Annotated in this window: 19 protein-coding genes; 5 read left to right on the top strand and 14 right to left on the bottom strand. The window is 72.6% G+C overall.

Features of this window, described 5'->3' with window-relative positions; all coding sequences use genetic code 11:
- The first annotated feature begins 30 nt into the window (after positions 1 to 30).
- Both GD970_RS03840 and GD970_RS03845 read left to right on the top strand, forming a co-directional pair.
- On the top strand, positions 31 to 1,527 hold the full coding sequence (locus GD970_RS03840; RefSeq protein WP_152200986.1) for a PucR family transcriptional regulator: 1,497 nt from the start codon (positions 31 to 33) through the stop codon (positions 1,525 to 1,527).
- 122 nt (positions 1,528 to 1,649) lie between these two features.
- Complete coding sequence (locus GD970_RS03845) at positions 1,650 to 3,092, top strand: gamma-aminobutyraldehyde dehydrogenase (RefSeq protein WP_226925139.1); 1,443 nt, start codon at positions 1,650 to 1,652, stop codon at positions 3,090 to 3,092.
- A gap of 162 nt (positions 3,093 to 3,254) precedes the next feature.
- Here GD970_RS03845 and GD970_RS03850 read toward each other — a convergent pair whose 3' ends face one another.
- Positions 3,255 to 3,980, bottom strand: coding sequence for a TetR/AcrR family transcriptional regulator (locus GD970_RS03850; protein WP_226925140.1), 726 nt, complete (start codon positions 3,978 to 3,980; stop codon positions 3,255 to 3,257).
- A gap of 214 nt (positions 3,981 to 4,194) precedes the next feature.
- Between GD970_RS03850 and GD970_RS03855 the strand changes: the two genes are divergently transcribed.
- Complete coding sequence (locus GD970_RS03855) at positions 4,195 to 5,580, top strand: aspartate aminotransferase family protein (protein WP_152200990.1); 1,386 nt, start codon at positions 4,195 to 4,197, stop codon at positions 5,578 to 5,580.
- 124 nt (positions 5,581 to 5,704) lie between these two features.
- Here GD970_RS03855 and uidA read toward each other — a convergent pair whose 3' ends face one another.
- The 5 genes from uidA to GD970_RS03880 all read right to left on the bottom strand — a co-directional run bounded on the left by uidA (position 5,705) and on the right by GD970_RS03880 (position 11,848).
- Positions 5,705 to 7,489, bottom strand: coding sequence for a beta-glucuronidase (gene uidA, locus GD970_RS03860; protein ID WP_152200992.1), 1,785 nt, complete (start codon positions 7,487 to 7,489; stop codon positions 5,705 to 5,707).
- Positions 7,490 to 7,600: 111 nt separating this feature from the next.
- Positions 7,601 to 8,764 carry an ABC transporter permease gene (locus tag GD970_RS03865; protein ID WP_152200995.1) on the bottom strand — a complete coding sequence of 388 codons (1,164 nt, stop codon included), beginning with the start codon at positions 8,762 to 8,764 and terminating at the stop codon, positions 7,601 to 7,603.
- Positions 8,761 to 9,927: an ABC transporter permease gene (locus GD970_RS03870; RefSeq protein WP_226925141.1), complete on the bottom strand. Its 1,167-nt coding sequence runs from the start codon at positions 9,925 to 9,927 to the stop codon at positions 8,761 to 8,763. The genes GD970_RS03865 and GD970_RS03870 overlap by 4 nt, the downstream gene beginning before the upstream one ends.
- A complete protein-coding gene (locus GD970_RS03875) occupies positions 9,927 to 10,889 on the bottom strand; it encodes an ABC transporter ATP-binding protein (RefSeq protein ID WP_152201076.1) in 963 nt (320 codons plus the stop codon). Before GD970_RS03875 ends, GD970_RS03870 begins: the two co-directional genes overlap by 1 nt.
- 200 nt (positions 10,890 to 11,089) lie before the next feature.
- Entirely contained in the window at positions 11,090 to 11,848 is a 759-nt protein-coding gene (locus tag GD970_RS03880) for an SDR family NAD(P)-dependent oxidoreductase (protein ID WP_152200997.1), read from the bottom strand.
- Between the two features lie 271 nt (positions 11,849 to 12,119).
- Here GD970_RS03880 and GD970_RS03885 point away from each other — a divergent pair, with 271 nt between their 5' ends.
- On the top strand, positions 12,120 to 13,211 hold the full coding sequence (locus tag GD970_RS03885; RefSeq protein ID WP_152201000.1) for a DUF932 domain-containing protein: 1,092 nt from the start codon (positions 12,120 to 12,122) through the stop codon (positions 13,209 to 13,211).
- 9 nt (positions 13,212 to 13,220) lie between these two features.
- Here GD970_RS03885 and GD970_RS03890 read toward each other — a convergent pair whose 3' ends face one another.
- Positions 13,221 to 14,120, bottom strand: coding sequence for a TIGR03619 family F420-dependent LLM class oxidoreductase (locus tag GD970_RS03890; RefSeq protein ID WP_152201002.1), 900 nt, complete (start codon positions 14,118 to 14,120; stop codon positions 13,221 to 13,223).
- 127 nt (positions 14,121 to 14,247) lie between these two features.
- Between GD970_RS03890 and GD970_RS03895 the strand changes: the two genes are divergently transcribed.
- Positions 14,248 to 15,195, top strand: coding sequence for an NAD(P)H-dependent flavin oxidoreductase (locus GD970_RS03895; protein ID WP_152201004.1), 948 nt, complete (start codon positions 14,248 to 14,250; stop codon positions 15,193 to 15,195).
- 86 nt (positions 15,196 to 15,281) lie between these two features.
- Here GD970_RS03895 and GD970_RS03900 read toward each other — a convergent pair whose 3' ends face one another.
- The 7 genes from GD970_RS03900 to cpaB form a co-directional block, all read right to left on the bottom strand.
- Positions 15,282 to 15,593 carry a hypothetical protein gene (locus tag GD970_RS03900; RefSeq protein ID WP_152201006.1) on the bottom strand — a complete coding sequence of 104 codons (312 nt, stop codon included), beginning with the start codon at positions 15,591 to 15,593 and terminating at the stop codon, positions 15,282 to 15,284.
- A 233-nt stretch (positions 15,594 to 15,826) separates the two neighbouring features.
- The gene (locus tag GD970_RS03905) at positions 15,827 to 16,399 is read right to left on the bottom strand and encodes a prepilin peptidase (RefSeq protein WP_152201009.1); all 573 of its coding nucleotides are present in this window, start codon (positions 16,397 to 16,399) and stop codon (positions 15,827 to 15,829) included.
- A 69-nt stretch (positions 16,400 to 16,468) separates the two neighbouring features.
- Entirely contained in the window at positions 16,469 to 17,368 is a 900-nt protein-coding gene (locus GD970_RS03910) for a type II secretion system F family protein (RefSeq protein ID WP_152201011.1), read from the bottom strand.
- Between the two features lie 14 nt (positions 17,369 to 17,382).
- Positions 17,383 to 18,330 (bottom strand): type II secretion system F family protein, encoded by a 948-nt coding sequence (locus GD970_RS03915; RefSeq protein ID WP_226925143.1) that lies wholly within the window; start codon positions 18,328 to 18,330, stop codon positions 17,383 to 17,385.
- Positions 18,327 to 19,880: an ATPase, T2SS/T4P/T4SS family gene (locus GD970_RS03920; protein ID WP_452179036.1), complete on the bottom strand. Its 1,554-nt coding sequence runs from the start codon at positions 19,878 to 19,880 to the stop codon at positions 18,327 to 18,329. The genes GD970_RS03915 and GD970_RS03920 overlap by 4 nt, the downstream gene beginning before the upstream one ends.
- The gene (locus GD970_RS03925; RefSeq protein WP_152201013.1) at positions 19,877 to 21,073 is read right to left on the bottom strand and encodes an AAA family ATPase; all 1,197 of its coding nucleotides are present in this window, start codon (positions 21,071 to 21,073) and stop codon (positions 19,877 to 19,879) included. Before GD970_RS03925 ends, GD970_RS03920 begins: the two co-directional genes overlap by 4 nt.
- Positions 21,070 to 21,825, bottom strand: a complete 756-nt coding sequence (gene cpaB, locus GD970_RS03930) for a Flp pilus assembly protein CpaB (RefSeq protein ID WP_152201016.1) — start codon at positions 21,823 to 21,825, stop codon at positions 21,070 to 21,072. The genes GD970_RS03925 and cpaB overlap by 4 nt, the downstream gene beginning before the upstream one ends.
- Between the last annotated feature and the right edge of the window lie 7 nt (positions 21,826 to 21,832).

The following is a 21,832-nucleotide window of genomic DNA, read 5'->3' on the forward strand; positions in this document are numbered from 1 at the left end:
CCACCACACCGTTGTGCAAGACTGTCAGCCATGGTCGCCGTGCAGGACGTGCTGGCCCTGCCGGCGCTGGCGCTGCGCGGGGTGGTCGTGCCCCACCCGCTGACGCCGGTGCGCTGGGTCGCCACGAGCGAGCTGGCCGACCCCAGCCCGTTCCTCGAGGGCGGCGAGGTCCTGCTCACCACCGGCCTGCGCGCCGAGGGATGGGACCACGAGTGGGAGGGGTACGTCGCCCGGCTGCGGGCGGCGGGCGTGGCCGCCGTCGGCTTCGCCACCGGGCTGACCCACGCGGCCGTGCCGCCCCCGCTCGAGCGGGCCTGCCGGGAGCAGGAGGTCAACCTCTTCGAGGTGCCCCACCGCACGACCTTCGTGGCCATCAGCCGGCTGACCGCCCAGCTGCTGGAGCAGACCGAGCAGGCCGACGCGCGCCGCGCCGTCGCCGTCCAGCGCGAGCTGACCGAGGCCGCCGCGCGCGCCGGGGACCCGGCCGCCCTGCTGCGCGTCCTGGCGGCCCACCTCGCCGGGGGCGCCGCGCTGGTCTCCGCGGGTGGCGCGCTGCGGGAGGCGGTCGGCGAGACGGTTCCCCCCGGCCTGGACCTGGCCACCGAGGTGGCCCGCCTGCGCCCGCAGGGACTGCGCGCCTCGGCGTCGGTGGGCCTGGCCGGGCACACCTGCCTCATCCAGCCCATCGGGCTCAGCGAGCGGCCCGACAGCTACCTCGCGGCGTGGACGCCGCACGCGCTGACCGACGGCCAGCGCGGCGCGGTGACCACCGCGGTGGCGCTGCTCGGCCTGGCCGCCGAGCGCCGTCACGACCGGCGCGACACCGACCGGCGGCTGCGGGCCCGCGCGCTCGAGCTGGTCCTCACCGGCGACGCCCGCACCGCGGCCGTGCTGCTCGCCGCGGTGGAGGACCTGCCCGGGGAGGTCCGGCTGCCGGCGCGGCTGCGCGTCGCCTGGGCGAGCGGGCCGGCGGACCGGCTCGACGACGCCCTCGCCGCCCTGGAGGCCGAGCTCGGCGTCGGCGCGCTGGCGGCGCGGACCGGAGACGTGGTCCGGCTCGCCGCCGCCCCCGAGCGGGCCGAGCGGGCGGCGGCCCGCCTGGCCTCGCTGGGCCTGCAGGTGGGCGTGGGGGCCGCCGTCGGGCTGGATGACGGCGAGCGGGCGGCGACCACGGCGCGCTACGCCCTGGCCCAGACCACCGCCGCGCTGTCGCTGGTGCGCTGGGACGACCTGGTCGACGACGGCGTCATGGCGCTGGTGGGACCCGAGGCCGCGGGCGCCTTCGCCGCGTCCTACCTGGCGCCGCTGGCCGGCCGGCCGGACCTGCTCCCCACGCTGCGCTCGTTCCTGCGCCATCACGGCTCGCGCGGGCGGGTGGCCGCCGAGCTGGGCGTGCACCGCAACACCGTGCGCCACCGGGTCGCGGAGATCGAGGCGGCGCTCGGCCGCTCGCTGGACGACCCGGGGACGCGGGTCAGCGCGTGGGTGGCCCTGCAGGCCGACGCCGCACGGCGGCTGGAGGGCTGACTCCCCCTCCCCGCCACGCGGCCGAAGGGGCTGTTGCCCGCGTCACATGTGTGCCAAAGTGACCAGTATTCATTTAGTGCGCGGGCCCCTGCCGCGCACCGACCGCAGAGAGGATGGGCTCCGTGGCGCCAGAGGCCGTGGTCCTGAAGAACTTTATCAACGGCGAGTTCGTCGACGCCGTCGGGCAGGGACGGCTCGACGTCGTCAACCCCACCACCGCCGAGGTGGTGGCCGTCTCCCCGATCTCCGGGGCCGAGGACGTCGACGCCGCGATGGCCGCGGCCGCGACGGCCTTCCGCACCTGGAGGCGCACCACCCCCAGCGAGCGGCAGCGGCTGCTGCTGCAGCTGGCCGACGCGCTCGAGGCGAACGAGTCCGCGCTCGTGGAGGCCCAGCACCGCAACACCGGTCAGCCCCGCGAGATGATCGGCCAGGAGGAGGTCGGCGCCGGCGCCGACAACCTCCGCTTCTTCGCCGGGGCGGCGCGCACGCTCGATGGCAAGGCCGCCACCGAGTACCTGCCCGGGCACACCTCCTACGTGCGCCGCGAGCCCGTGGGCGTCGTCGCCCAGGTGACGCCGTGGAACTACCCGCTGATGATGGCGATCTGGAAGATCGGCCCGGCGCTGGCGGCGGGCAACACCATCGTGCTCAAGCCCTCCGACACCACCCCGGAGTCCACGCTCGAGATCGCGCGCATCGCCCAGGAGATCCTGCCGGCCGGGGTGCTCAACGTTGTCCTCGGCGACGCCTCCACCGGCGAGCTCATGACCGAGCACCGCACGCCGGCGATGGTCTCGATCACCGGCTCGGTCCGGGCGGGCAAGGCCGTGGCGGCCAGCGCGGCGAAGAACGTCAAGCGCAGCCACCTCGAGCTCGGCGGCAAGGCGCCCGCCGTCGTCTTCGCCGACGCCGACCTGCCCGCCACCGCCCAGGCGCTGGTGGAGTTCGGCACCTTCAACGCCGGCCAGGACTGCACCGCCGTCACCCGGGTGCTGGTGCAGGACTCCGTGCACGACGAGTTCGTCGAGCTGCTCGCCCAGGCCGCGCGCGAGACCACCACCGGCGACCCGGACGACTCGAAGAACTTCTACGGCCCGCTCAACAACGCCCGTCACTTCGCCGCCGTCAAGGAGCGGGTCGAGTCGCTGCCGGCGCACGCCACGGTCGTCACCGGCGGCAAGCCCGCCTCCGACGTCGGGTACTTCTTCGAGCCCACGATCGTCACCGGCGTGCGCCAGGACGACCGGATCGTGCAGGAGGAGACCTTCGGGCCGGTGCTCACGGTCCAGCCCTTCGCCACCGAGGCCGAGGCGGTCGAGCTGGCCAACGACGTCGACTACGCCCTCGCCTCCAGCGTCTGGACCGCCGACCACGGCACGGCCATGCGCGTCTCGCGCGACCTGGACTTCGGCTGCGTGTGGGTCAACACCCACGTGCTGCTGACCTCGGAGATGCCGCACGGCGGGTTCAAGTCCTCCGGGTACGGCAAGGACCTCTCGCTGTACTCGGTGGAGGAGTACACCCGGGTCAAGCACGTCATGCACGCGCTCGGCGAGGAGTAGGCCTCCCCCACTGGCGGAGTCGCCGGCTCGCGTACCCCCCACGCGAGCCGGCGACTCTCTCGCACCTCTCGCGAGACTCCCACGCGCTCCCGGACGGCTCACGCGGTACGTGACGCCTCGCGCGCGATGTGACGCCTCCCGCCCTACTTGACCTCTCGCGCGCTAGTTGACGCCTCGCGCCCTACTTGACGTCTCGCCGGAGGGGGCGGGCTGGAGGCGGGCGAGCCGAGTCCGCAGGCCGTCGAGCAGCGCGGTCAGCCCGACGTCGAAGGCCGCGCGCGCCGGGTCCGCGGCCCGGCGGGCGGCCACGGCGGCGGCGAAGACGGGCGCCTGCGCGGCGAGGTCGCCGACGTCGAAGATGTCCGGCGGGGAGGTCGCGTCCAGCGCCGAGGCGAGCACGAAGGACTCCACCGCGACGATGACGTCGATGACGGCCTCGGCCGGCCACCCGCCGGCCTGCAGCCCGGCCGCCACGCGCTCGTACATGGCGATGGTGTGGGCCGCCCCGGCCACCGGGGCGACGGCGATGACCGGCACCAGGGGCGCGTGGCGGGCGTAGGCGTCGCGGTAAGACCGCGCCCAGCGCTCCAGCGCCACGTCCCACGGCTCCGTCGCGAAGCCCGAGGCGTCGATGCCCTCGTTGACGTGGTCCTGGATCCAGCGCAGCAGGTCCTGCTTGGCCCGCACGTGGTTGTAGAGCGCCGACGGCGAGACCCGCAGCTCGCGGGCGAGCGCGGCCATCGTCAGCGCCCGGTACCCCCGGGACTCGATGAGGGCCATGGCCGCGGCGGTGATCTTCGCCGGGGAGAGCACCGGCGTCGCCGGGCGGCCGCGCCGCCGCGCCCGGTCGGGCCGGGGGCTCTCGGGGCGGTCACGCGCTGGGCTCACGGCGCACCATCCTTCCGTACCTCGGGGCAGTCCGGGCCGCCGTCGTCCGGCGTGGCGGGGTTGACGAAAACCGCTCCGACCCGGGATAAATGATCTACGTTCATATCGGCGCGTGCCACCGGGCCGCGCAGTGTCGCCGCACCCGGCGCCAGGCCGGCCGGGTTTGTCACCCATCACGGGCCCGAGCGCCAGGCCGGCGCGGGCGGAGGCAAGCATGACCACCACCGACACCGCACAGATCTCCCGTCAGCGCGTCGCCGAGCTCATCGCGCGCGAGGGCGAGCGTCTCGACGCGCGCACGCAGCGCTCGCGCGAGACGTACGCCCGCGCCAGCGCGCACCTCGCCGGCGGCGTGGCGTCGTCCTACCAGCTGCGCGACCCCTGGCCGATCTACCTCGAGGGCGGGCAGGGGCCGCGGGTCCGCGACGTCGACGGCAACGAGTACTGGGACTTCCACAACGGCTTCGGCTCCATGGTCCAGGGCCACGCGCACCCTGCCATCGGCGAGGCGGTGGCCGGGCGCTACCCGCTGGGCACCCACTTCGCCGCCCCCACCGAGGACGCGATCGTCGTCGGCGACGAGCTCGCCCGCCGGTTCGGGCTGCCGAAGTGGCGCTACACGAACTCCGGGTCGGAGTCGACGATGGACGCCATCCGGATCGCCCGCGCCTACACCGGCCGGGACACCGTGATGAAGATCTTCGGCTCCTACCACGGCCACCACGACACGGTGATGGTCTCCATCGGTGTGGAGTACGACAAGATCGGCGACCCGGACAACCTCGCCTCGCTCCCCTACGGCGCCGGCATCCCCCAGGCGGTCGTGGACATGACGGTGGCGGTGCCGTTCAACGACGCCGGCGCGATGGAGCGGCGCATGCAGCGCCTCGAGCAGGAGGGCCGCCTGCCCGCCTGCGTCATCATGGAGGCCGCCATGATGAACCTGGGCGTGGTCCTGCCCGAGCCGGGCTATCTCGAGGCGGTCCGCGAGATCACCTCCCGCTACGGCGTCGTCCTCATCTTCGACGAGGTCAAGACGGGCCTGTGCATCGCGCCGGGCGGGGCGACGGAGAAGTTCGGCGTCACGCCCGACATGGTCACCCTCGCCAAGGCGCTCGGCGGCGGCCTGCCCGCCGGGGCCATCGGCGGGTCCGCGGAGGTGATGGCGGTCGTCGAGGACGGCTCGGTGTACCAGGTGGGTACCTACAACGGGAACCCGCTGACCATGGCGGCCGCCCGGGCGAGCCTGCTCGATGTGCTCACCCCCGAGGCGTACGCGCACCTGGACCGCCTCAACGACCGGATCGTGTCCGGGTGCCAGGACATCGTGGACCGGTACGGCCTGCCCGGCTACGCCGTCGGCATCGGCTCGAAGGGCTGCGTGACGTTCTCGCCCCAGAAGGTCGTCGACTACGAGAGCTTCAAGGCCAACCAGGACGCCGACCTGTCCGAGCTGGCGTGGCTGTTCAACATGAACCGCGGGATCTTCATGACCCCGGGGCGTGAGGAGGAGTGGACGCTGTCGGTGACGCACACCGACGAGGCGATCGACGCCTACCTCGCCTGCTTCGAGGAGCTGGCCCGGGACCTCACCGCCTGAGGCTCGTTGGTGCACCGACCGGCCGGGGCGGCCCCACGCCGCCCCGGCCGGTAGCGGGTGAGCGCGCAGAGGCGAGCCGGCAGAGCCCCGGCCGCGGAGGACCCGCCGGGCCCGCATGCCAAGCTCACACCCCGCCGCCCCACCGCCTTCGCAGCAGGTGCGCGGCGGCCTTGGGCTCGCGGTCGCGGGTGAACGCCCCCTTCTTGTTCCCGCCCACCCGGCTCGGGCCGGCGACGGTGGCGAAGTCGGCGAAGTTCCACACGTGCTCGCCCACCACCGCCGCGACGCTGTCGAACACCCGGTGGTTCATCTCCAGGTACTCCACCTGGTACTCCTCCGACCACGGCTGCGGCACGAGGTTGTGCAGCCCGGGGAAAGTGTCGGCGCCGTACTCGGTGATGATGATCGGCTTGCCCTCGCTCGCCCAGCCGGCCAGCTCCTCGCGCCAGGCCCGTTCGGCGCCGGGCAGGTCCCCGCTGTAGACGTACCAGCCGTAGTACCGGTTGAGCATGATGACGTCGGAGAACTGCGAGACCCGGCACTGCCCGTGCGGGGCGAGCATGACGTTGACGAACCCGACCGGGCGGGTGGGGTCGGCCTCGCGGGCGACGTCGAAGAGCGGCCGGAAGTACTCCTCGGCCGCCGGGGTCTGCGACTCGGGCTCGTTGGCGATGCTCCACAGCGCCACGCACGGGTGGTTCTTGTCCCGGGCCACGAGGTCGCGGATCACCTGGGCGTGCACGGCCTGGGTCCGCTCGTTGATCGTCTCCGGCGAGAAGGTCGTGTACCCCTGCGCGCCGAAGATCCCGCCGCCCAGCCCCATGTTCAGCCCCACCGCCGGCGTCTCGTCGATGACCACCAGCCCCTGCCGGTCGGCGTACTCCAGGACGTCCTCGGCGTAGGGGTAGTGCGAGGTGCGGAAGGAGTTCGCGCCGACCCACTCCAGCACCGCGACGTCGTGGACGAGGTGGGCGTCGCTGTGCCCCTTGCCCAGCACGGCGTGGTCCTCGTGCATGCCGAAGCCGCGGAGGTAGAACGGCTGGCCGTTGACGAGGAGATCCGTGCCGCGCACCTCCACGGTGCGCACGCCGACGGCGAGGGGGTAGCTGTCCGCCGTCGCCTCCCCGTCGAGGAGGCGGACCTCGAGGTCGTAGAGGTACCCGTCGCCCGGGGTCCAGCGGTGGACGTCCGGCACGGTCAGGGTGCCGGTCGCGCCGTCGCCCACCGCGGCCTCGTGGCCCTCCGCGTTGCGCAGGACGACGGCGAACCGGGCCTGGTCCGCCGCCTCGCCGCCCGCCTCCAGGGCGTAGCGCACGGTGCCGACGGCGCCGTCGAGCCCGGTGACCACCGTGATGTCGGAGACGTACGTGCGCGGGGTGCTGTACAGCCAGACGGAGCGGTGCAGCCCGGCGTAGTTGAAGAAGTCGTGCCAGTAACGCAGCTTCTTGCCGGAGGGGGTCTCCTCCACGACCCCGGGCGGGATGGTCTGGAAGGTGAGCTCGTTGTTGACGACGGCGGTGATGCGCACCTCCTCGCCGGGCGTGACGAGGTCGGTCACCTCGGCCTCGAAGGGCAGGTAGCCGCCCTCGTGCGTCACGACCTCGGTGTCGTCCACCCACACCGTGGCCCTGTGGGTGGCGGACTCGAAGTTGAGCACGATCCGCTGGCCGGCCCATCCGCGGGGGATGCGCACGGCGGTCTGGTACCAGACGTCGCCGACGTAGTCGCGGACCTCGGGGTCGGCGAACAGGTCGTTGAAGCTCGCCGGCACCGCGATCTCCCGGGCGCCGGGCAGCGGGCGGGACTGCCAGCCGGTGGTCCGGCCGAGGCCCTGAAGGTCGAGGGCGAAGGTCCACAGCCCGTCCAGCCGCTTGCGCTCGCGGGTGGGGGTGTCCCGGGGTCGGAGCATGAGGACCTCCTCGGCGCCGTCGCTGCGCCCATTCACGCACACCCCACCGACACCGGCACGACGGCGGCCCACCGCTCCCCCGCCCTCGCCCTCGGCCGCTGACGGGGGGCGTCAGAGGGCGCGCGCGAGGCTGCGGCGCAGCAGCCAGGCCCCCAGGACCAGGAGCACCGCGGCCATGGCGGCCAGGACGCCGAGCTGGGGCAGGACGTCGACCAGCGTGCCCTCGTGCCGCTGGATCTGGGCGAAGGCCTCGTACGCCCACGCGTGCGGCGTGACGTTGGAGACCGCGCGCAGGGTGTCGGGGAAGACCTCCAGCGGCACCATGCACCCGCCGAGCGCGGCGAGGATCAGCCCGGCGCCCACCCCGATGCCCGACGCGGCGCCGTCGTTGTCCATCACCGAGCCGATGACCATCCCGGCGGCCGCGGAGACGACGCTGAAGACGGCCAGGAGCAGCAGGGACAGGGGGATGCTCCCCCAGCTCACCGAGAACAGCAGCGAACTGCCGGCCATGACGTAGGCGCCCTGGAAGAACGCGATGACCCACCGGCCCAGCGCCTGCCCGGCGATGAGCTGGCCGGTGGAGACCGGCCCGGACAGCACGCGGGAGACGACGCCGAAGCGGCGCGCCTGGATGAGCGTGGCGGACCCGGTGAGCGAGGTGAGGAAGACGAACAGCAGCGTCATCGTCGCCGCCCCGAGGTCGAACTGGCCCAGGCCGGAGAACGCCTGCGCGACCTCGTCGACGTCGGTGACCCGCACCTCGGGCGCGTCGACGGCGGCCGCGGCGTCCGCCAGGGCAGCCCGGGCGTCGTCCGCGGCGATACCGGCGGCCACGAGGGCGCCCACCTGGGCCTGCTCGGTCGTGAGCGCCTGGACGGCGGTGCGCACCCGCTGGACCGTGGCCTGAGCGTCGGCCTGGCTGCCGCCGATGACCTCGAGCTGGGCAGGCTCGCCGGCGTCGTAGGCCGCGGCGGCGGCGTCGGGCACGAGGATGCCGACGTCGGTGCGCCCGCGGGCGAGCTGCTCGCGCACGTCGCCGGGCGCGGCGAGGGTGACCGCGACGTCGTCGTCCTCCAGCGCCGCCACCAGCGCCCCGCGCAACGGGGTGTCCGCCCCTGCGACGGCGGCGCGCCCCTGCATCGCCCCGGCGCCGAACTGCGAGCCGATGAGCACGACGAGCAGCAGCGGGAAGACGAAGGCGAAGAAGATGTTGGACCGGTCCCGCAGGAAGCGCCGCAGCTCGACGCCCGCGACCGTGACCGCCGCCCTCATGCCGCCGCCCCCCGGTTCGGCACGATGCGGGAGAGCGCCCAGCACACGACGGCGAAGCCGAGCATGATCGCCACCGGCACGCCGATCTCGGTGAGCCCGCCGCCGCCGGCGGTGATGCCCAGCCCGCGGATGAACGCCGCCACGGGGTTGAGGTCGAGCAGCTGCCCGGCCAGCCCGGTGGCCGCGATCGGGAAGAAGGCCCCGCCGGCCACGCCGAGGACCATGGCGAGGATTGACTGGAGGATGTTGGCCTGCTCGGCCGTGCGCGCCACCCGGGCGATGACAAACATCAGCGAAGTCGCGGCGGCGACGACGCACACGATGAGCACCGCGACCGCCGCCGGGGAGCCGAAGCCGACGCCGAAGAAGACCGCGCCGGCGGCCAGCAGCACGGCGGTGGCGACCACGCCGAGCACGAAGCTCGTCAGGCCCTTGGCGGTGACGATGCTGCTGCGCCGCACGGGCATCGACAGCAGCCGCGTCATGGTGCCCTGCTGGCGCTCGGCGACGAGCCCGAGCACGCCGAAGCCGACGGTGAAGAGGAGGAACAGCCCGGCCTGGCCGGCGACGAGCGCGGCCGAGGAGGTCAGCTGCTCGCTGGAGGCCTCGCCCTCGGTGAGCGTGGTCCCGCCGGTGTCGCCGGCCACGGCCTCGGCGATCGCGCCGATCTGGGCGGGCGGCAGCCCGGCCGACCCGGCGGCGTGCGCGGCCACCGTGCCGGCGGTCAGCTGGTCGACCACGCCGTGGACGACGGCGATGAGCACGTCGGTCTCGAGGCCGGCGCCGTCGCCCTCGATGACCTCCACGGCGGTCGCCTCGCCGCGCTGGAGCGCCTGGCCGAACCCGGCCGGCACGACCAGGCCCAGGCCGGCCTCGCCGCTGCGGGTCAGCGCGCGGATCTGCTCGGGTTCGGCGCGTTCGACGGTGACGTCGAGGGCGTCGACCTGGGCGAGGGCGTCGACGAGGACGGCGGCGATGGGGTCGGCGTCGTCGGCGCTGGCGGCGACGGTCACCGGCTCGAGCTCGGGGTCCTGCGTGCCGCCGAAGGCGAGGTTGAAGACGAACATCAGCCCCAGCGGCACGACGATCGCGAAGATCAGGACGGACTTGTCCCGGACCCGCTGGCGCAGGTCCGCGGCGGTCATGGTGAGGATGTCGCGCATCAGTCCCGCAGCGCCTTCCCCGTCAGCTGGAGGAACACCGACTCCAGGTCCGGGCGGGTGATCTCGACGTCGCTCAGGGTCAGCCCGGCGTCGCTGGCGCCGGCGACGATGGCGGCGACGGCGGTGGGCGCGTCGTGCACGGTCAGGACCAGGGTGCGCCGGTCGGCGTCGACCCGGTCGACGGCGGGCAGGGCCCGCAGCGCCTCGGCCGCGGCGGCGGTGTCCCCGGTCCCGGTGAGCCGGATGTGGTCCAGGCCGCCGGTGAGGCGGATGAGGTCGTCGCGGGTGCCCTCGGCCTGGATGCGGCCGGAGTCGACGATGGCGATGCGGTCGCAGAGGCGCTCAGCCTCCTCCATGTAGTGCGTGGTGTACAGCACCGCCATGCCCTCGACGGACAGCGCCTCGACGGACTCGAGGATCGCGTTGCGCGACTGGGGGTCCACCCCGACCGTGGGCTCGTCGAGGATGAGCAGCAGCGGCCGGTGCAGCAGGCCGATGCCGATGTTCAGCCGGCGCTTCATGCCGCCGGAGTACTCCTTGGTGGCGTCCTTGGCCCGGTCGGCCAGGCCGACCAGCTCGAGCACCTCGTCCACCCGCGCCGCCAGCGCCCTGCCGCCCAGACCCTGCAGCCGGCCGAAGAAGTTCAGGTTCTCCCGGGCGGTGAGGTCGGGGTAGATGGCCAGGTCCTGCGGGACGAGCCCGATGTGCCGCTTGACGGCGATGGCGTCCGGGCCCATGGGCTGCCCGGCCACGGTGACGCCGCCGGCGTCCGGGGCGAGCAGGCCCGCGATCATGGAGATCGTCGTCGTCTTGCCGGCGCCGTTGGGACCGAGCAGGCCGTAGGTCTCCCCCGCGCCGATGCGGAAGGTCATGCCGTCGACGGCGGTGAAGTCGCCGAAGCGGCGCACCAGCCCGTCCACGACGAGCACGTCCCCTGGCGCGGTCCGCTCCTCCTGGGTCATCACGGCGCTCGGGCCGGCGTCGCTGCTCACGTCTCCACCTCGTGGTCTGGTCCGGTCCCCACCTGCGGCGACATGCTCCCACGGCGCGGTAGGGGCGCTGGGCGACGCGCCCGGGGTTTACGGACCGTTCATCTCGCTTTGCCGGCGGCTGGGCGCGGCCGGTGCGTGGACGCCCCGGTGCGGCCGGCGGATGTGCCGTGTCAGACGGCCGTGTAGCCGCCGTCGACCAGGTGGTAGCTCCCGGTGATGAAGGAGGCCTCGTCGGAGAGCAGGAAGCACACGAGGTGGGAGACCTCCTCCGGACGGCCCAGGCGGCCGAGCGGGTGCCGGGTGCGCAGGACGCCGAGCACCTCAGGCGTGAGGTTGTTCTCCAGCAGCGGGGTCATGATGTAGCCCGGCCCGACGCAGTTGATGCGCAGCCCCTGCGGGCCGTACTCCGCGGCGGCGTTCTTGGTGATGCCGACGACGCCGTGCTTGGCGGCCGTGTAGGCGCCGTTGCCGATCGCGGCGACGGTGCCGTGGATGGACGCCATGTTGACGATGGCGCAGCCCTCCGCGCCGGCCCGGAGCATCTCGGGGATCTGGTAGCGCATGCCGTACAGCACCCCGTTGAGGTTGATCCCGATGACCCGGTCCCAGTCGGCGATGTCGACCTCCCCCGCCGGGGCGTTCTTGCCGCCGATGCCGGCGTTGTTCACCGCCACGTGGAGGGCGCCGTAACGCTCCACCGCCTCGCGCACGACACGCTCACAGTCCTCCGGGCTGGCGGTGTCCTGCTGGACGGCGCTCGCCGTGCCGCCCGCGGCGCCAATCTCGCCGACCACCCGCTCGGCGCCCTGCAGGTTGATGTCGGTGACCACCACGCTGGCGCCCTTGGACGCCAGCTCCTTCGCGATCGCCTCGCCCAGCCCCGACCCGCCGCCGGTGACCAACGCGACCTTGCCCTCGAACGTCGCCATCGTCGTCCTCCACTCAGATCCGTGACGCCATCGTCCGTCAGATTCGTGCCCCATCGTTCCGGCGGATCCGCGCGGGCGCCAGGGACTTTGGGCGCTACGCCGCGCCAGGTCCCTGTCTCCCCGGCCCCCGTCTTCCCCGGCGCGATCGACGCTGTCGCCTCTCCGGTGCGCGCGCCGTTGCCGGCTCCCAGGTGGCCACGCCACCGCCATCCACAGGACCCGGGCGCGATGTCGGTGCCACACGGTTGGCTGCCGCCAAGGAGGCAATGCCATGTCACTGGAGACCTTGCAGACCCTGAACACCCAGACCCTCATCGGCAACACCGCTCACCGCGGCACGGCCTGGCACTACCGGGCCGAGCTGCAGGGCGATGAGCCGAACCACTACCCCGGCCCCATCCCGGTGGAGGACGTCGCCCGCCGCCTGTTCGGCTGGCACGCCGAGTCCCGGGCCATCGCCGTCGAGCGCCCGGCCGACGCGCGCACGATGACGCACGAGAGCCCGAAGGGTGAACCGATGCGATGGATGGTCGTGCCCGGACGACAGGCGATCGTGCGGTCCGACCGCCGCGACGGGCACGTGCTGGGCGTCTTCACCGACGCCTACGTGCCCCATCCCTACACCGAGTACCTGCTCACCTCGCTCGCCAACATCGTCGATGACTCGCTGTCGGTCAGCTCCGCCGGGCTGCTCAAGGGCGGCGCGGTCGCCTGGGTGGAGGTCAGCGTGCCCGAGTCGATCACCACTCCGGAGGGGGTGGAGTTCCGGCCGAACCTGCTCGCGACGACGACGCTGGACGGCTCCCTGGCCACCACCTACAAGCGCACCGTCACCGACGTCGTGTGCGACAACACCCGCAACGCGGCGCTGCGCGAGCGGGGTCAGGACCTCAAGATCCGCCACTCCCGCAGCTCGCACCTGAAGCTGGGCGCGGCCCGGGAGGCCCTCGCGCTGGTGCACACCACCGCCGACGCGTTCGCCGCCGAGGTGGCCCGGCTGTGCCAGATCGACGTCTCCCGGCACATGTGGGGCCGGTTCCTCGACGCCTGGGTCCCCACGACCGGCGCCCACGGGGAGAAGCTGCCGGCCAAGGCGTTGCGCCACGCCGAGAAGAAGCGGGAGTCCCTCGCCGGGCTGTACCGGCACGACCGCCGGGTGGAGCCGTGGGCGGGCACCGCCCACGCCGTCCTCCAGGCCGTCAACACCTACGAGCACCACCACAGCCCCACCCGCGGGGAGACCTCTCGGGCGCAGCGCAACATGCTGCGCACGGTGACCGGCGCCTACGCCGCCTTGGACACCACGGCGTGGAAGACCCTCCAGCGGGTGCTCGCGGACGAGCGGGCGGTGGCGGCGGTGTGAGCGCGGTGGTCACGCTCGTGGGGCGAGCGCCTCCAGCACCGCGTGCGCGCGGCGCATCGACGCCGCCGGGTCGGCGTCCGGGTTGCCCACGGTGGGGTCGAAGTTGAGGTCGACGAAGACCTCGGTGACACCCTGGGCGGCCAGGGCCGGCAGGTCCGCGCGGACCTCTTCCAGGGACCCGGTCAGTGCGGCGGTGCGCGGGGCGTCGCGCACGACGCCGCGGCAGACGAACCGCAGCCGGTCGGGTTCCCGGCCGGCGGCGCGCGCCCCGGCCCGGACCTGCTCGATGGACTCACCCAGTGCCGCGGGGTCGGCCCGGCTGCTGCTGATCCAGCCGTCGGCCAGGCGTCCGACGCGGGCGAGCGCGCGTGGGGCCGACGCCCCCAGGAGGAGCGGTGGCGTGGGGCGCTGCACGGGCTTGGGCCGCACGTCCGAGCGCGGCACGCGGTAGAACTCGCCGTTGAACTCGACGGGGTCGGGCCCCCACAGGGCGCGCAGGCAGGCGAGGTACTCCTCGGCGCGGGCCCCGCGGCGTTCCATCGGCGTGCCGGCGGCCTCGAACTCCTCAGGCTCCCAGCCGAGCCCGAGGCCGACGTCCAGGCGGCCGCCGGAGAGCACGTCGAGCGTGGCCATCTGCTTGGCGAGAAGGACCGGCGCGACGAAGGGCATGTTGACGATGGCGGTGCCCAGGCGCACGCGTTCGGTGACGGCGGCGGCGAAGCCGAGGGCGACGACGGGGTCGAGGACGCTGGCGTACACCGGGGGCAGCCGGCGGCGCTCGGGGTCGAGCAGGCGCTGGAAGGTCCACAGCGAGGCATAGCCGAGTTCCTCGGCCCGCCGCGCCACGGTGGCGATGTTGTCCGGCGTGGCCCAGGCGCCGGAGACCGGCAGGGCGAACCCGATGTCCATTGCATTGCTCCTCGCTCTGTGTGGCCGGCCGGCGTCTGTGCAGGCCGAGCCTGGACTGGCCCACGCCCGCGTCGGCCCGTCCGGGCGCTAGCCTCGCGGCTGAGCAACCCTGCGTAAAGGAGCGATCGTGCTGGACACCTGGCTCACCGACACCTTCGGCCTCACCGTCCCCGTCATCGGCGCCCCGATGGCGGGCCCGGGCGAGGGCGGCCTCGCCGCGGCCGTGTCCGCCGCCGGCGGGCTGGGCATGGTGGGCGTCAACGCATCCCGCAGCGCCGCATGGGTGACGGACCAGGCCGCCGCCGTCAGGGCCGTTGGGCGCCCGTTCGGGATCGGCCTCATGGCTTGGGGCCTCGCGGACCGGCCCGAGCAACTCGATGCCGCCATCGCCGCCCGGCCGCCACTCATCTCCATCAGCTTCGGCTCGCCGGAGCCGTACGTCGCTCGGGTGCGGGAGGCGGGCATCCGCGTCACCGCCCAGGCCGGCACGGTGGAGGAGGCTCGCCGCGCCGAGGCGGCCGGCGTGGACTTCGTGGTGGCCCGCGGCGCCGAGGGCGGCGGGCACGGGCGCGGCGAGGTCGCCACCCTCCCGCTGCTGCAGAGTGTCCTCGACGCAGTGGCCGTCCCGGTGGTCGGCGCCGGAGGCATCGCCGGGCCACGCGGCCTCGCGGCGGTTCTCGCCGCGGGCGCCGCCGGGGCGTGGGTCGGCACGGCGCTGCTGGGCTGTGCCGAGGCAGGCACCTCTGCCACGGCGCGTCGTCGGTTGTTCGACACCGCTGAGACGGGGACGGCGTACGGGCGGGTCTTCGACGTGGCCCAGGGCCTCGGCTGGCCCGCCGAGTACGGCGGCCGCGCGCTGCGCAACGCCTTCTTCGACGCCTGGCACGGCCGGCTCCACGAGCTGGCCGGTAACTGGGAGGCGGCCGAGCAGCTTCGCCGAGCGCGCGCGGCCGAGGACTACGACACCGCCGTCATCTATGCCGGCGAGGGCGTCGGGCTGCTGCACCGTGAGCGCTCCGTGGCAGAGGTGCTCGCCGAGTTTGCCGGGGCCGAGGAGCTGCTGCGGCGGTTCTGACGTCTCGGAGCACGGCGAAGGCCGGGCGACCGCACAAGCGGCGCCCGGCCTGTCTCCCTCCGCCCGTGAGCCCGGGCGCGGCCCATCTACCGGCCGAAGGTCTCGTAGTACTCCCACGACGCCGGCACGCGCCCGAACGCGCCGTACGACGGCGTCATCCCACGCCGCGCCGCGGCCAGAGCGGCCGTGTGCGAGCCGCCGAAGAGGGAGATCAGGGCCAGCACCAGCCCGAAGCACATGATCACCGCGAGGATGCCAGAGAGGAACGGCATGCTCGCACCGGCGGCCGCGAGCGTCAGGGTGACCGCCAGGCTGCCACCGAGGAGCACCCAGCCGCGCTGCGCCGTCGTCAGGCGGGCGAACCAGCCGGGGCGACGAGAAGCTCTGAACGGGTTCATAGGGCACCTCCGGAGGCCTAAAAACAGGTCTGCTTGGGACCATAGTCCCGCCCGCGACACAAACGCCAGGTGTTGTCCAAAACGTCCGGAAAAGTCGTCGAGAGTGCCCGGTTTCACCCTGCGCAGTCCCAGCAGCTGAGACGAGTCCGGTTCTTGAGCGAGGATGCGACGCGCATCCATCACGAAGCCGCTCCGTGCGCCATGCGAAATGTGATCGGGCCCATCTCCGAGAATTACCCCGCGAGAACGGGCCCCAACGCAGCGCCCACGACGGCGCCGAGCACCATCCAGGGCCCGAATGGGAAGGCGGTGTGCCGGTCGGCCCTCCGCGCGATGAGCAGCGCGATGGCGAATGCCGCGCTGAGCACGAACGCCGCCGTGCTGCCGAGGAGGAGCTCGGGCCAGCCGAGCCATCCGAGAAAGGCCCCGAGCAAGCCGGAGAGCTTGACGTCGCCGAGGCCCAACCCGGCCGGCGAGATGAACGCCAGGACGAAGTAGCAGGCCGCGAGGATCGCTCCCGCCGCCACCGCCCGACCCAGGCGCCCCCAGTCCCCGCCCACTAGGGCCGCCACGGCGAGCCCGCCGAGGAAGATCGGGTACATCGGCCCCACGATGACGTCGGGCAGGCGGTACGCGGCCAGATCGATGACCACGAGGATCGCGCACGCCAGGGCCAGAAGCGCGAACGCGGCGAGTTCGGTCCAGCCGTCCGCGAGCAGCGCCACCGCCCCGCCCAGGACGAAGGCCAGCACCACATGCACCGGCGAAGTCAGCCAGCGTGAACCGGTCGCCGCCGTCGTGCGCATGAACGGTCCCAAGCGCCACGCGCCGCCGGCGACACCGAAGGCAGAGACGAGAACCACTCCGAAGCCCACCTACAGGCCCCCGCCAGTGAACGCAGCCACGATGTCCATCGCCGCCGGGCCGAGCAGGACGATGAACAGGACCGGCAGGATGCACATGATCAGCGGGAAGATCACCTTGACGGGGATCTGCATGGCCTTCTCCTCAGCGCGCTGGCGGCGCTTGAGGCGCATCTCGGCCGCCTGCGTGCGCAGCACGTCGCCCACCGCGATGCCGTAGGCGTCGGCCTGGATCACCGCGCGGAGGAACCGGCGCAGGTCCGGTACGTCGACGCGCTCGAGGAAGGCCTCATAGGCCTGGCGGCGCGACTGGCCGAGCTGGATGTCCTGCAGCGTGCGGATGAGTTCCTGCGCCAACGGGCCCTTGCCGTTCTTGCCCGCCCTGGCCATCGCCGAGTCGAACCCGAGACCGGCCTCGACGGCGATGGTCATCTGGTCGAGGGTGTCGGCCAACTCGAGCTGGATCTTGTCGCGCCGTTTGACGCCGGCGCTCTGGAGCAGGAGATCTGGCAGGACGTAGTGCACCACTGGGCTCACCACGGCGATGAGCGTGATGAGTGCAGAGTCGAGCACGGTAGCCATGAAGACGTTGCTCGTCACGGAGACGAAGAAGATGACTACCTTAGTGGCGAGCACCCGGTCGAGCGGCCACTCGGGCGGCCGCCCCGCCCGGGCTAGCAGCCGGTCAATCCACCGCACGTATCCGGCTGGGGTCAAGCGCCTGGCGAACGCGCGGAGACCAGCGCGCTGCCCCCCGCCAGAGAAGGCCCCAGGGGCGCGGGCATCGAGCCCGCGATGGAGGTTGGCCACGGACTGCTGTCGTACCCGATCCGGATGTGCCAGCACGGACCATGCGGCGAGTGGCAGGGCTGCGCTGATGGCGGCGATCGCGACGATGACGATGGGAGGCATGGCGGTCTCCGCTCTCAGAACCTGATCTTCACGGTCTTGGCGAGCCAGATCCCACCGACGACGAGGAGGACGACGCCGATGACAACGAGGGCCCAACCGATGAAGCTCTGCGTGAACTTGGCGATGTAATCGGGGTTGGCCAAAGACAAGAACCCGGTGATCCCGATCGGCAACAGCATGAGGATGACGGCGGAGAGCTTGCCCTCGGCACTGAGCGCCTTGACCTGACGGCGGATCTGGTTGCGCTCGCGGATGGTGTGTCCCACGCCGTCGAGCACCTCGGCAAGATTGCCGCCCACCTCCCTGTTGATGGCGATCGCCTGGGTGACCCACAGGAAGTCGTTGCTGCCCATGCGCGCGGAGGTCTCGTCCAGCGCATCGGTCAGGTCGCGGCCCACCCGCACCTCGTTGATGACCCGGGCGAACTCCTCCGACGTCGGCGCCTCCGCCTCCCGGGCGACGGAGGCGAGCGCCTGGGGCAGGCTGTGGCCGGCACGCAGGCTGGAGGACATCAGCTGCAGCGAGTCGTCGAGTTGGTCGGCGAAGGCTCGTTGGCGACGTGAGGTCAGCACGCGCAGCCACACTTTCGCCCCGGCGGGGGTGAAAATGACGAGTAGGAACCCGAGCCAGAACCCGGCCAACAGCAGCCCCACCGCCCCGGCCACGACGGCGGCGATGCCGACGAGGAACACGAAGTCTTGCTGCCGCATGCGTACGCCCGCCAGCTCGAGGGCGCCGATCCGGGTGCCGCGACGCCGCATCGCTCGTTCGACGGCGCCCGTGGCAGCCGTCGCCGCACCCGCCCAGGGACCGGCGTCCGGGGCGACCCCGAGGCGGCGCCGGGCCAGCGGGACTCGCACCGGCCTGGGGCCTACAAGCAGGTAAACGCCGATCGCCACGGCCAGGGCGCACGCGCCGATAGCACCGTAGGCGGTGCTCGGCGCCATCATCAGCCCGCTCATCGAAGCGTCCTTACCGGAACCGGGGCGAAGATCTGCGGCGAGACGGCAATGCCGAGCTCTATGAAGCGATCGGTGAACCGGGGCCGGACGCCCGTAGGGATGGTGGAGCCGAGGAACCGGCCGTCGGGGGCCACTCCGGCGGAGAAGTCGAACACGAAGGCGTCCTGCAGGGTGACTGTCTGCCCCTCCATCCCGTGCACCTCGGTGATCGCCGTGATCCGACGCGTGCCGTCTCGTAGCCGGGCCAGCTGGACGATGACGTCGACCGCCGAGGACACCTGCTCGCGGATGGCCCGCAGCGGCAGGTCCATGCCCGCCATGAGGACGAGCGTCTCGAGGCGGGCGATCGCGTCGCGCGGAGAGTTCGCGTGCACCGTCGAGATCGACCCGTCATGACCGGTGTTCATCGCCTGAAGCATGTCGAGGGACTCCCCGCCGCGGACCTCGCCGACGACGATGCGGTCCGGGCGCATCCGCAGCGAGTTGCGCACCAGGTCGCGGATGGTGATCTCGCCCTTGCCCTCGGAGTTCGGCGGCCGGGCCTCGAGGCGCACCACGTGGTCCTGCTGGAGCTGGAGCTCGACGGCGTCCTCGATAGTGACGATGCGTTCACCGTCGGGGATGAACGAGGAGAGGACGTTGAGCAAGGTGGTCTTACCGGTGCCGGTGCCCCCCGAGACGATGATGTTCAGCCGGGCCTCGACGCAGGCGTGGAGCAATTCGGCCATCGACGGGCTCATCGTGCCAAAGCGGATGAGGTCGTCGACCTTGAAGGGGTCCTTGGAGAACTTCCGGATGGTCAACGTTGCGCCGCTGAAGGCCAGCGGCGGGATGACAGCGTTGACACGGGAGCCGTCGGCGAGGCGGGCGTCGACGAGTGGCGACGACTCGTCAATGCGCCGTCCGACCTTGGAGACGATGCGCTCGATGATGCGACGGAGGTGCGCCTCGGAGGTGAACCGCACGCCGGTGCGTGAGAGCTTTCCATGCTGCTCGACGTACACCCGGTCGGGCCCGTTGACCATGACCTCGGTAATCGAATCATCGTCCAGAAGGCGCTGGAGCGGGCCGAGGCCCAAGACCTCGTCGAGCACCTCGCGGGTGAGGCGCTTGCGCTCCTCCCCGGTCAGCGGGACCTTCTCCGCCTCGACCACCTGGTTGAGCTCGGCGCGCACCAGGGCGTGCAGTTGGTCCTCTCCCAGCGTGGGGTCGCTCAGCCGGCCCCCGACGCGGTCGTACAGCGCATCAGCGGCGCGGTCCTTGAGTCGGGCCAGGGCGTCACTCACGGGCGCCACGTCGACCGGCGTGGCGAGGCGGCCAGAAAGCGTCGTCGGAAGCGGGTCGGCTGGCACCGGCAGCGTACCCAGCGACGCTGGGGGCGCGGGCGGCGTGTTCAACGGCGACCCTGCCGTCACCTCCGGCGAGGACGACGGCGGCGCCCATCCGTCCGGCATCGGGCCGGTGGACGGTGCGGCGAACGGCCCCAGCGGATCGACGGTCTCGGCAGCGTCGCCGACGTGGCGGGCCCGCAGCCTTTCGGTCAGGCTCATCGTGCACCTACCCAGGATCGACGGTGGCGGCCCCGCCCGGTGGGGGCCGGCGGAGCGAACCGCTCCACGAGCTTGGCGAGTTCCTTGGTGACCGGGCCGCGGGTGCCGCTCTGCAGGAGCGGGATCCCCTGGTTGACCGAGGCCGGCACCGACCGCGAGACGGGCAGGACCAGGTCGACGTCGGTGCCGAGGCTGGCGCGGACATCGGCGGTGGAGAGCCCCCGGCCGTTCTCGGCGAAGTTGAGGACGATGTGGCGCGCGTCGGCGAACATTTCCAGGTCGTCAAGGGTGTCCAGCTCCTTGCGGAGCCCGCGCACGCCGTGGACGTCCATGCTGGTGAGGAGGACCAGATCGGTGGTGTGGTCCATCGCGACCAGCGTGTGCTCGGACAGCCCGGGAGACGTGTCGACCACGACGAAGCGGAACTCGGCCGCGAGCTGGTCGAGCAGGTGACCGACCATCTCGCCGTCGATCCCGTCAGCCTCGATCGGCGACTCCGGGCCGCAGACGACGTACAGGCCGGTCGGGTGGAGGGTGAGGTAGGTCTTGAGCACCATCGTGTCGCGCGCGGCGTCGCCGCGGACCATCTGCGGCAGCTGGTACTCCGGCTGAAGATTGAGGGCGTTGGCGACGTCCCCGAACTGGATGTCCAGGTCGACCAAGACGACGGCCTGCGGCGCACTCCGGGCGAGGCCGACGGCCAGGTTCGTCGAGACGGTCGTCTTCCCGACCCCGCCCTTGGGCGAGACCACGCTGATCACCCGCCCGCCGGCGACGGTGGCCGTGGTCGGGGCCACCGTCGCCGGTGCGGTGGACTGCCCGCGCAGCTGCGCCACCCGCTCGGCGCGTTCCAGCGCGACCTGGATGTCAGCGATCTCCGCCGCAGGATGGACGATGTCCAGCACGCCGGCGCGCATCGCGTCCATGCCGATCTCCTGCCACAGATCGCTCACCAACAGGACGCTGGTTCCCGGCGACGCGACGGCGAATCCGGCCGCGAGGCCGAGCGCCTGCCCGGAGGATGCCTGGGCATCGAGGACGACGACCTCAGGGACCGGGGAGCCGACGAGGCGCTGGAGCAACTCCTCGGGCCGGTCCGGCAGCGGCCCCTTGATCGCGACAACGTGCCCAGAGGTGGCGCGCTGGATACGATCCTCCAGCTCGACGGACGTGGTGGCCAGGAGGATGCTCATTCGTACACGTTCCCTTCGGTCACGATGCGCGTCCCGTCCACGGGAACCTCGGCCCCCTCTTTGGACAGCCAGATACTGGCGCTCTCTGCAGCGAAGACGATCTTCTCCGCGTCCGGGGCGCTCACTGCGACAGTCACCATCACGCTGCTCGACGGTGCCGGTTCGGGAGTTGCGGCGGCACCAGGGTCTGTGGCCTTTGCGGGAGCCACGTCTGTGGCCGCACTTCCCTCCGAAGGAACGATGACCCCGCCCTGGACGTGAGTGACCAGCACCTTGTGCAGAGTGAGGTGTGTCTTGCCGCCGAGCGAGACAAAGACGCCTACGGTGTCACCGGCGGTGACACGGCCCCCGACCACGCGCTGCGGGTCGAGAAGCACCGAGACTTCGTGCATGTTCGGCGGCACCTCCACCGCGCCATGCTTCTGGAGGGTGGCGGGGTCGGCGAAGCGGGCGGCGAGGAGCTGCTCTCCCGGCTGCAGGTCGGCGGTGGTGACCTGCCCGACGAGATCGTCGAGCGTGGCGACCGCGCCGGCGGGCACCGCCTTCGCGGGTAGCGCCTCGAGGTTCACCGCGTCCTTGAGGTTGGCCACGGGGGTGCCCTGGGCGACTGGGGCCGTGACCACCAGCACGTCTGTGGTCTGCATCCCGGCCATGGCCCGCTCGTCGGCGTTGCCGACATAGGTCACGAGGACGAGAGCACCGACGGCGGCCAGCAGGATCGCTGCCACGGCGGCGAGAATTCGACGGATCATGGGAGCG

Source organism: Georgenia thermotolerans (genome assembly GCF_009193185.1).
GTDB classification, from domain to species: Bacteria; Actinomycetota; Actinomycetes; order Actinomycetales; family Actinomycetaceae; genus Georgenia; species Georgenia thermotolerans.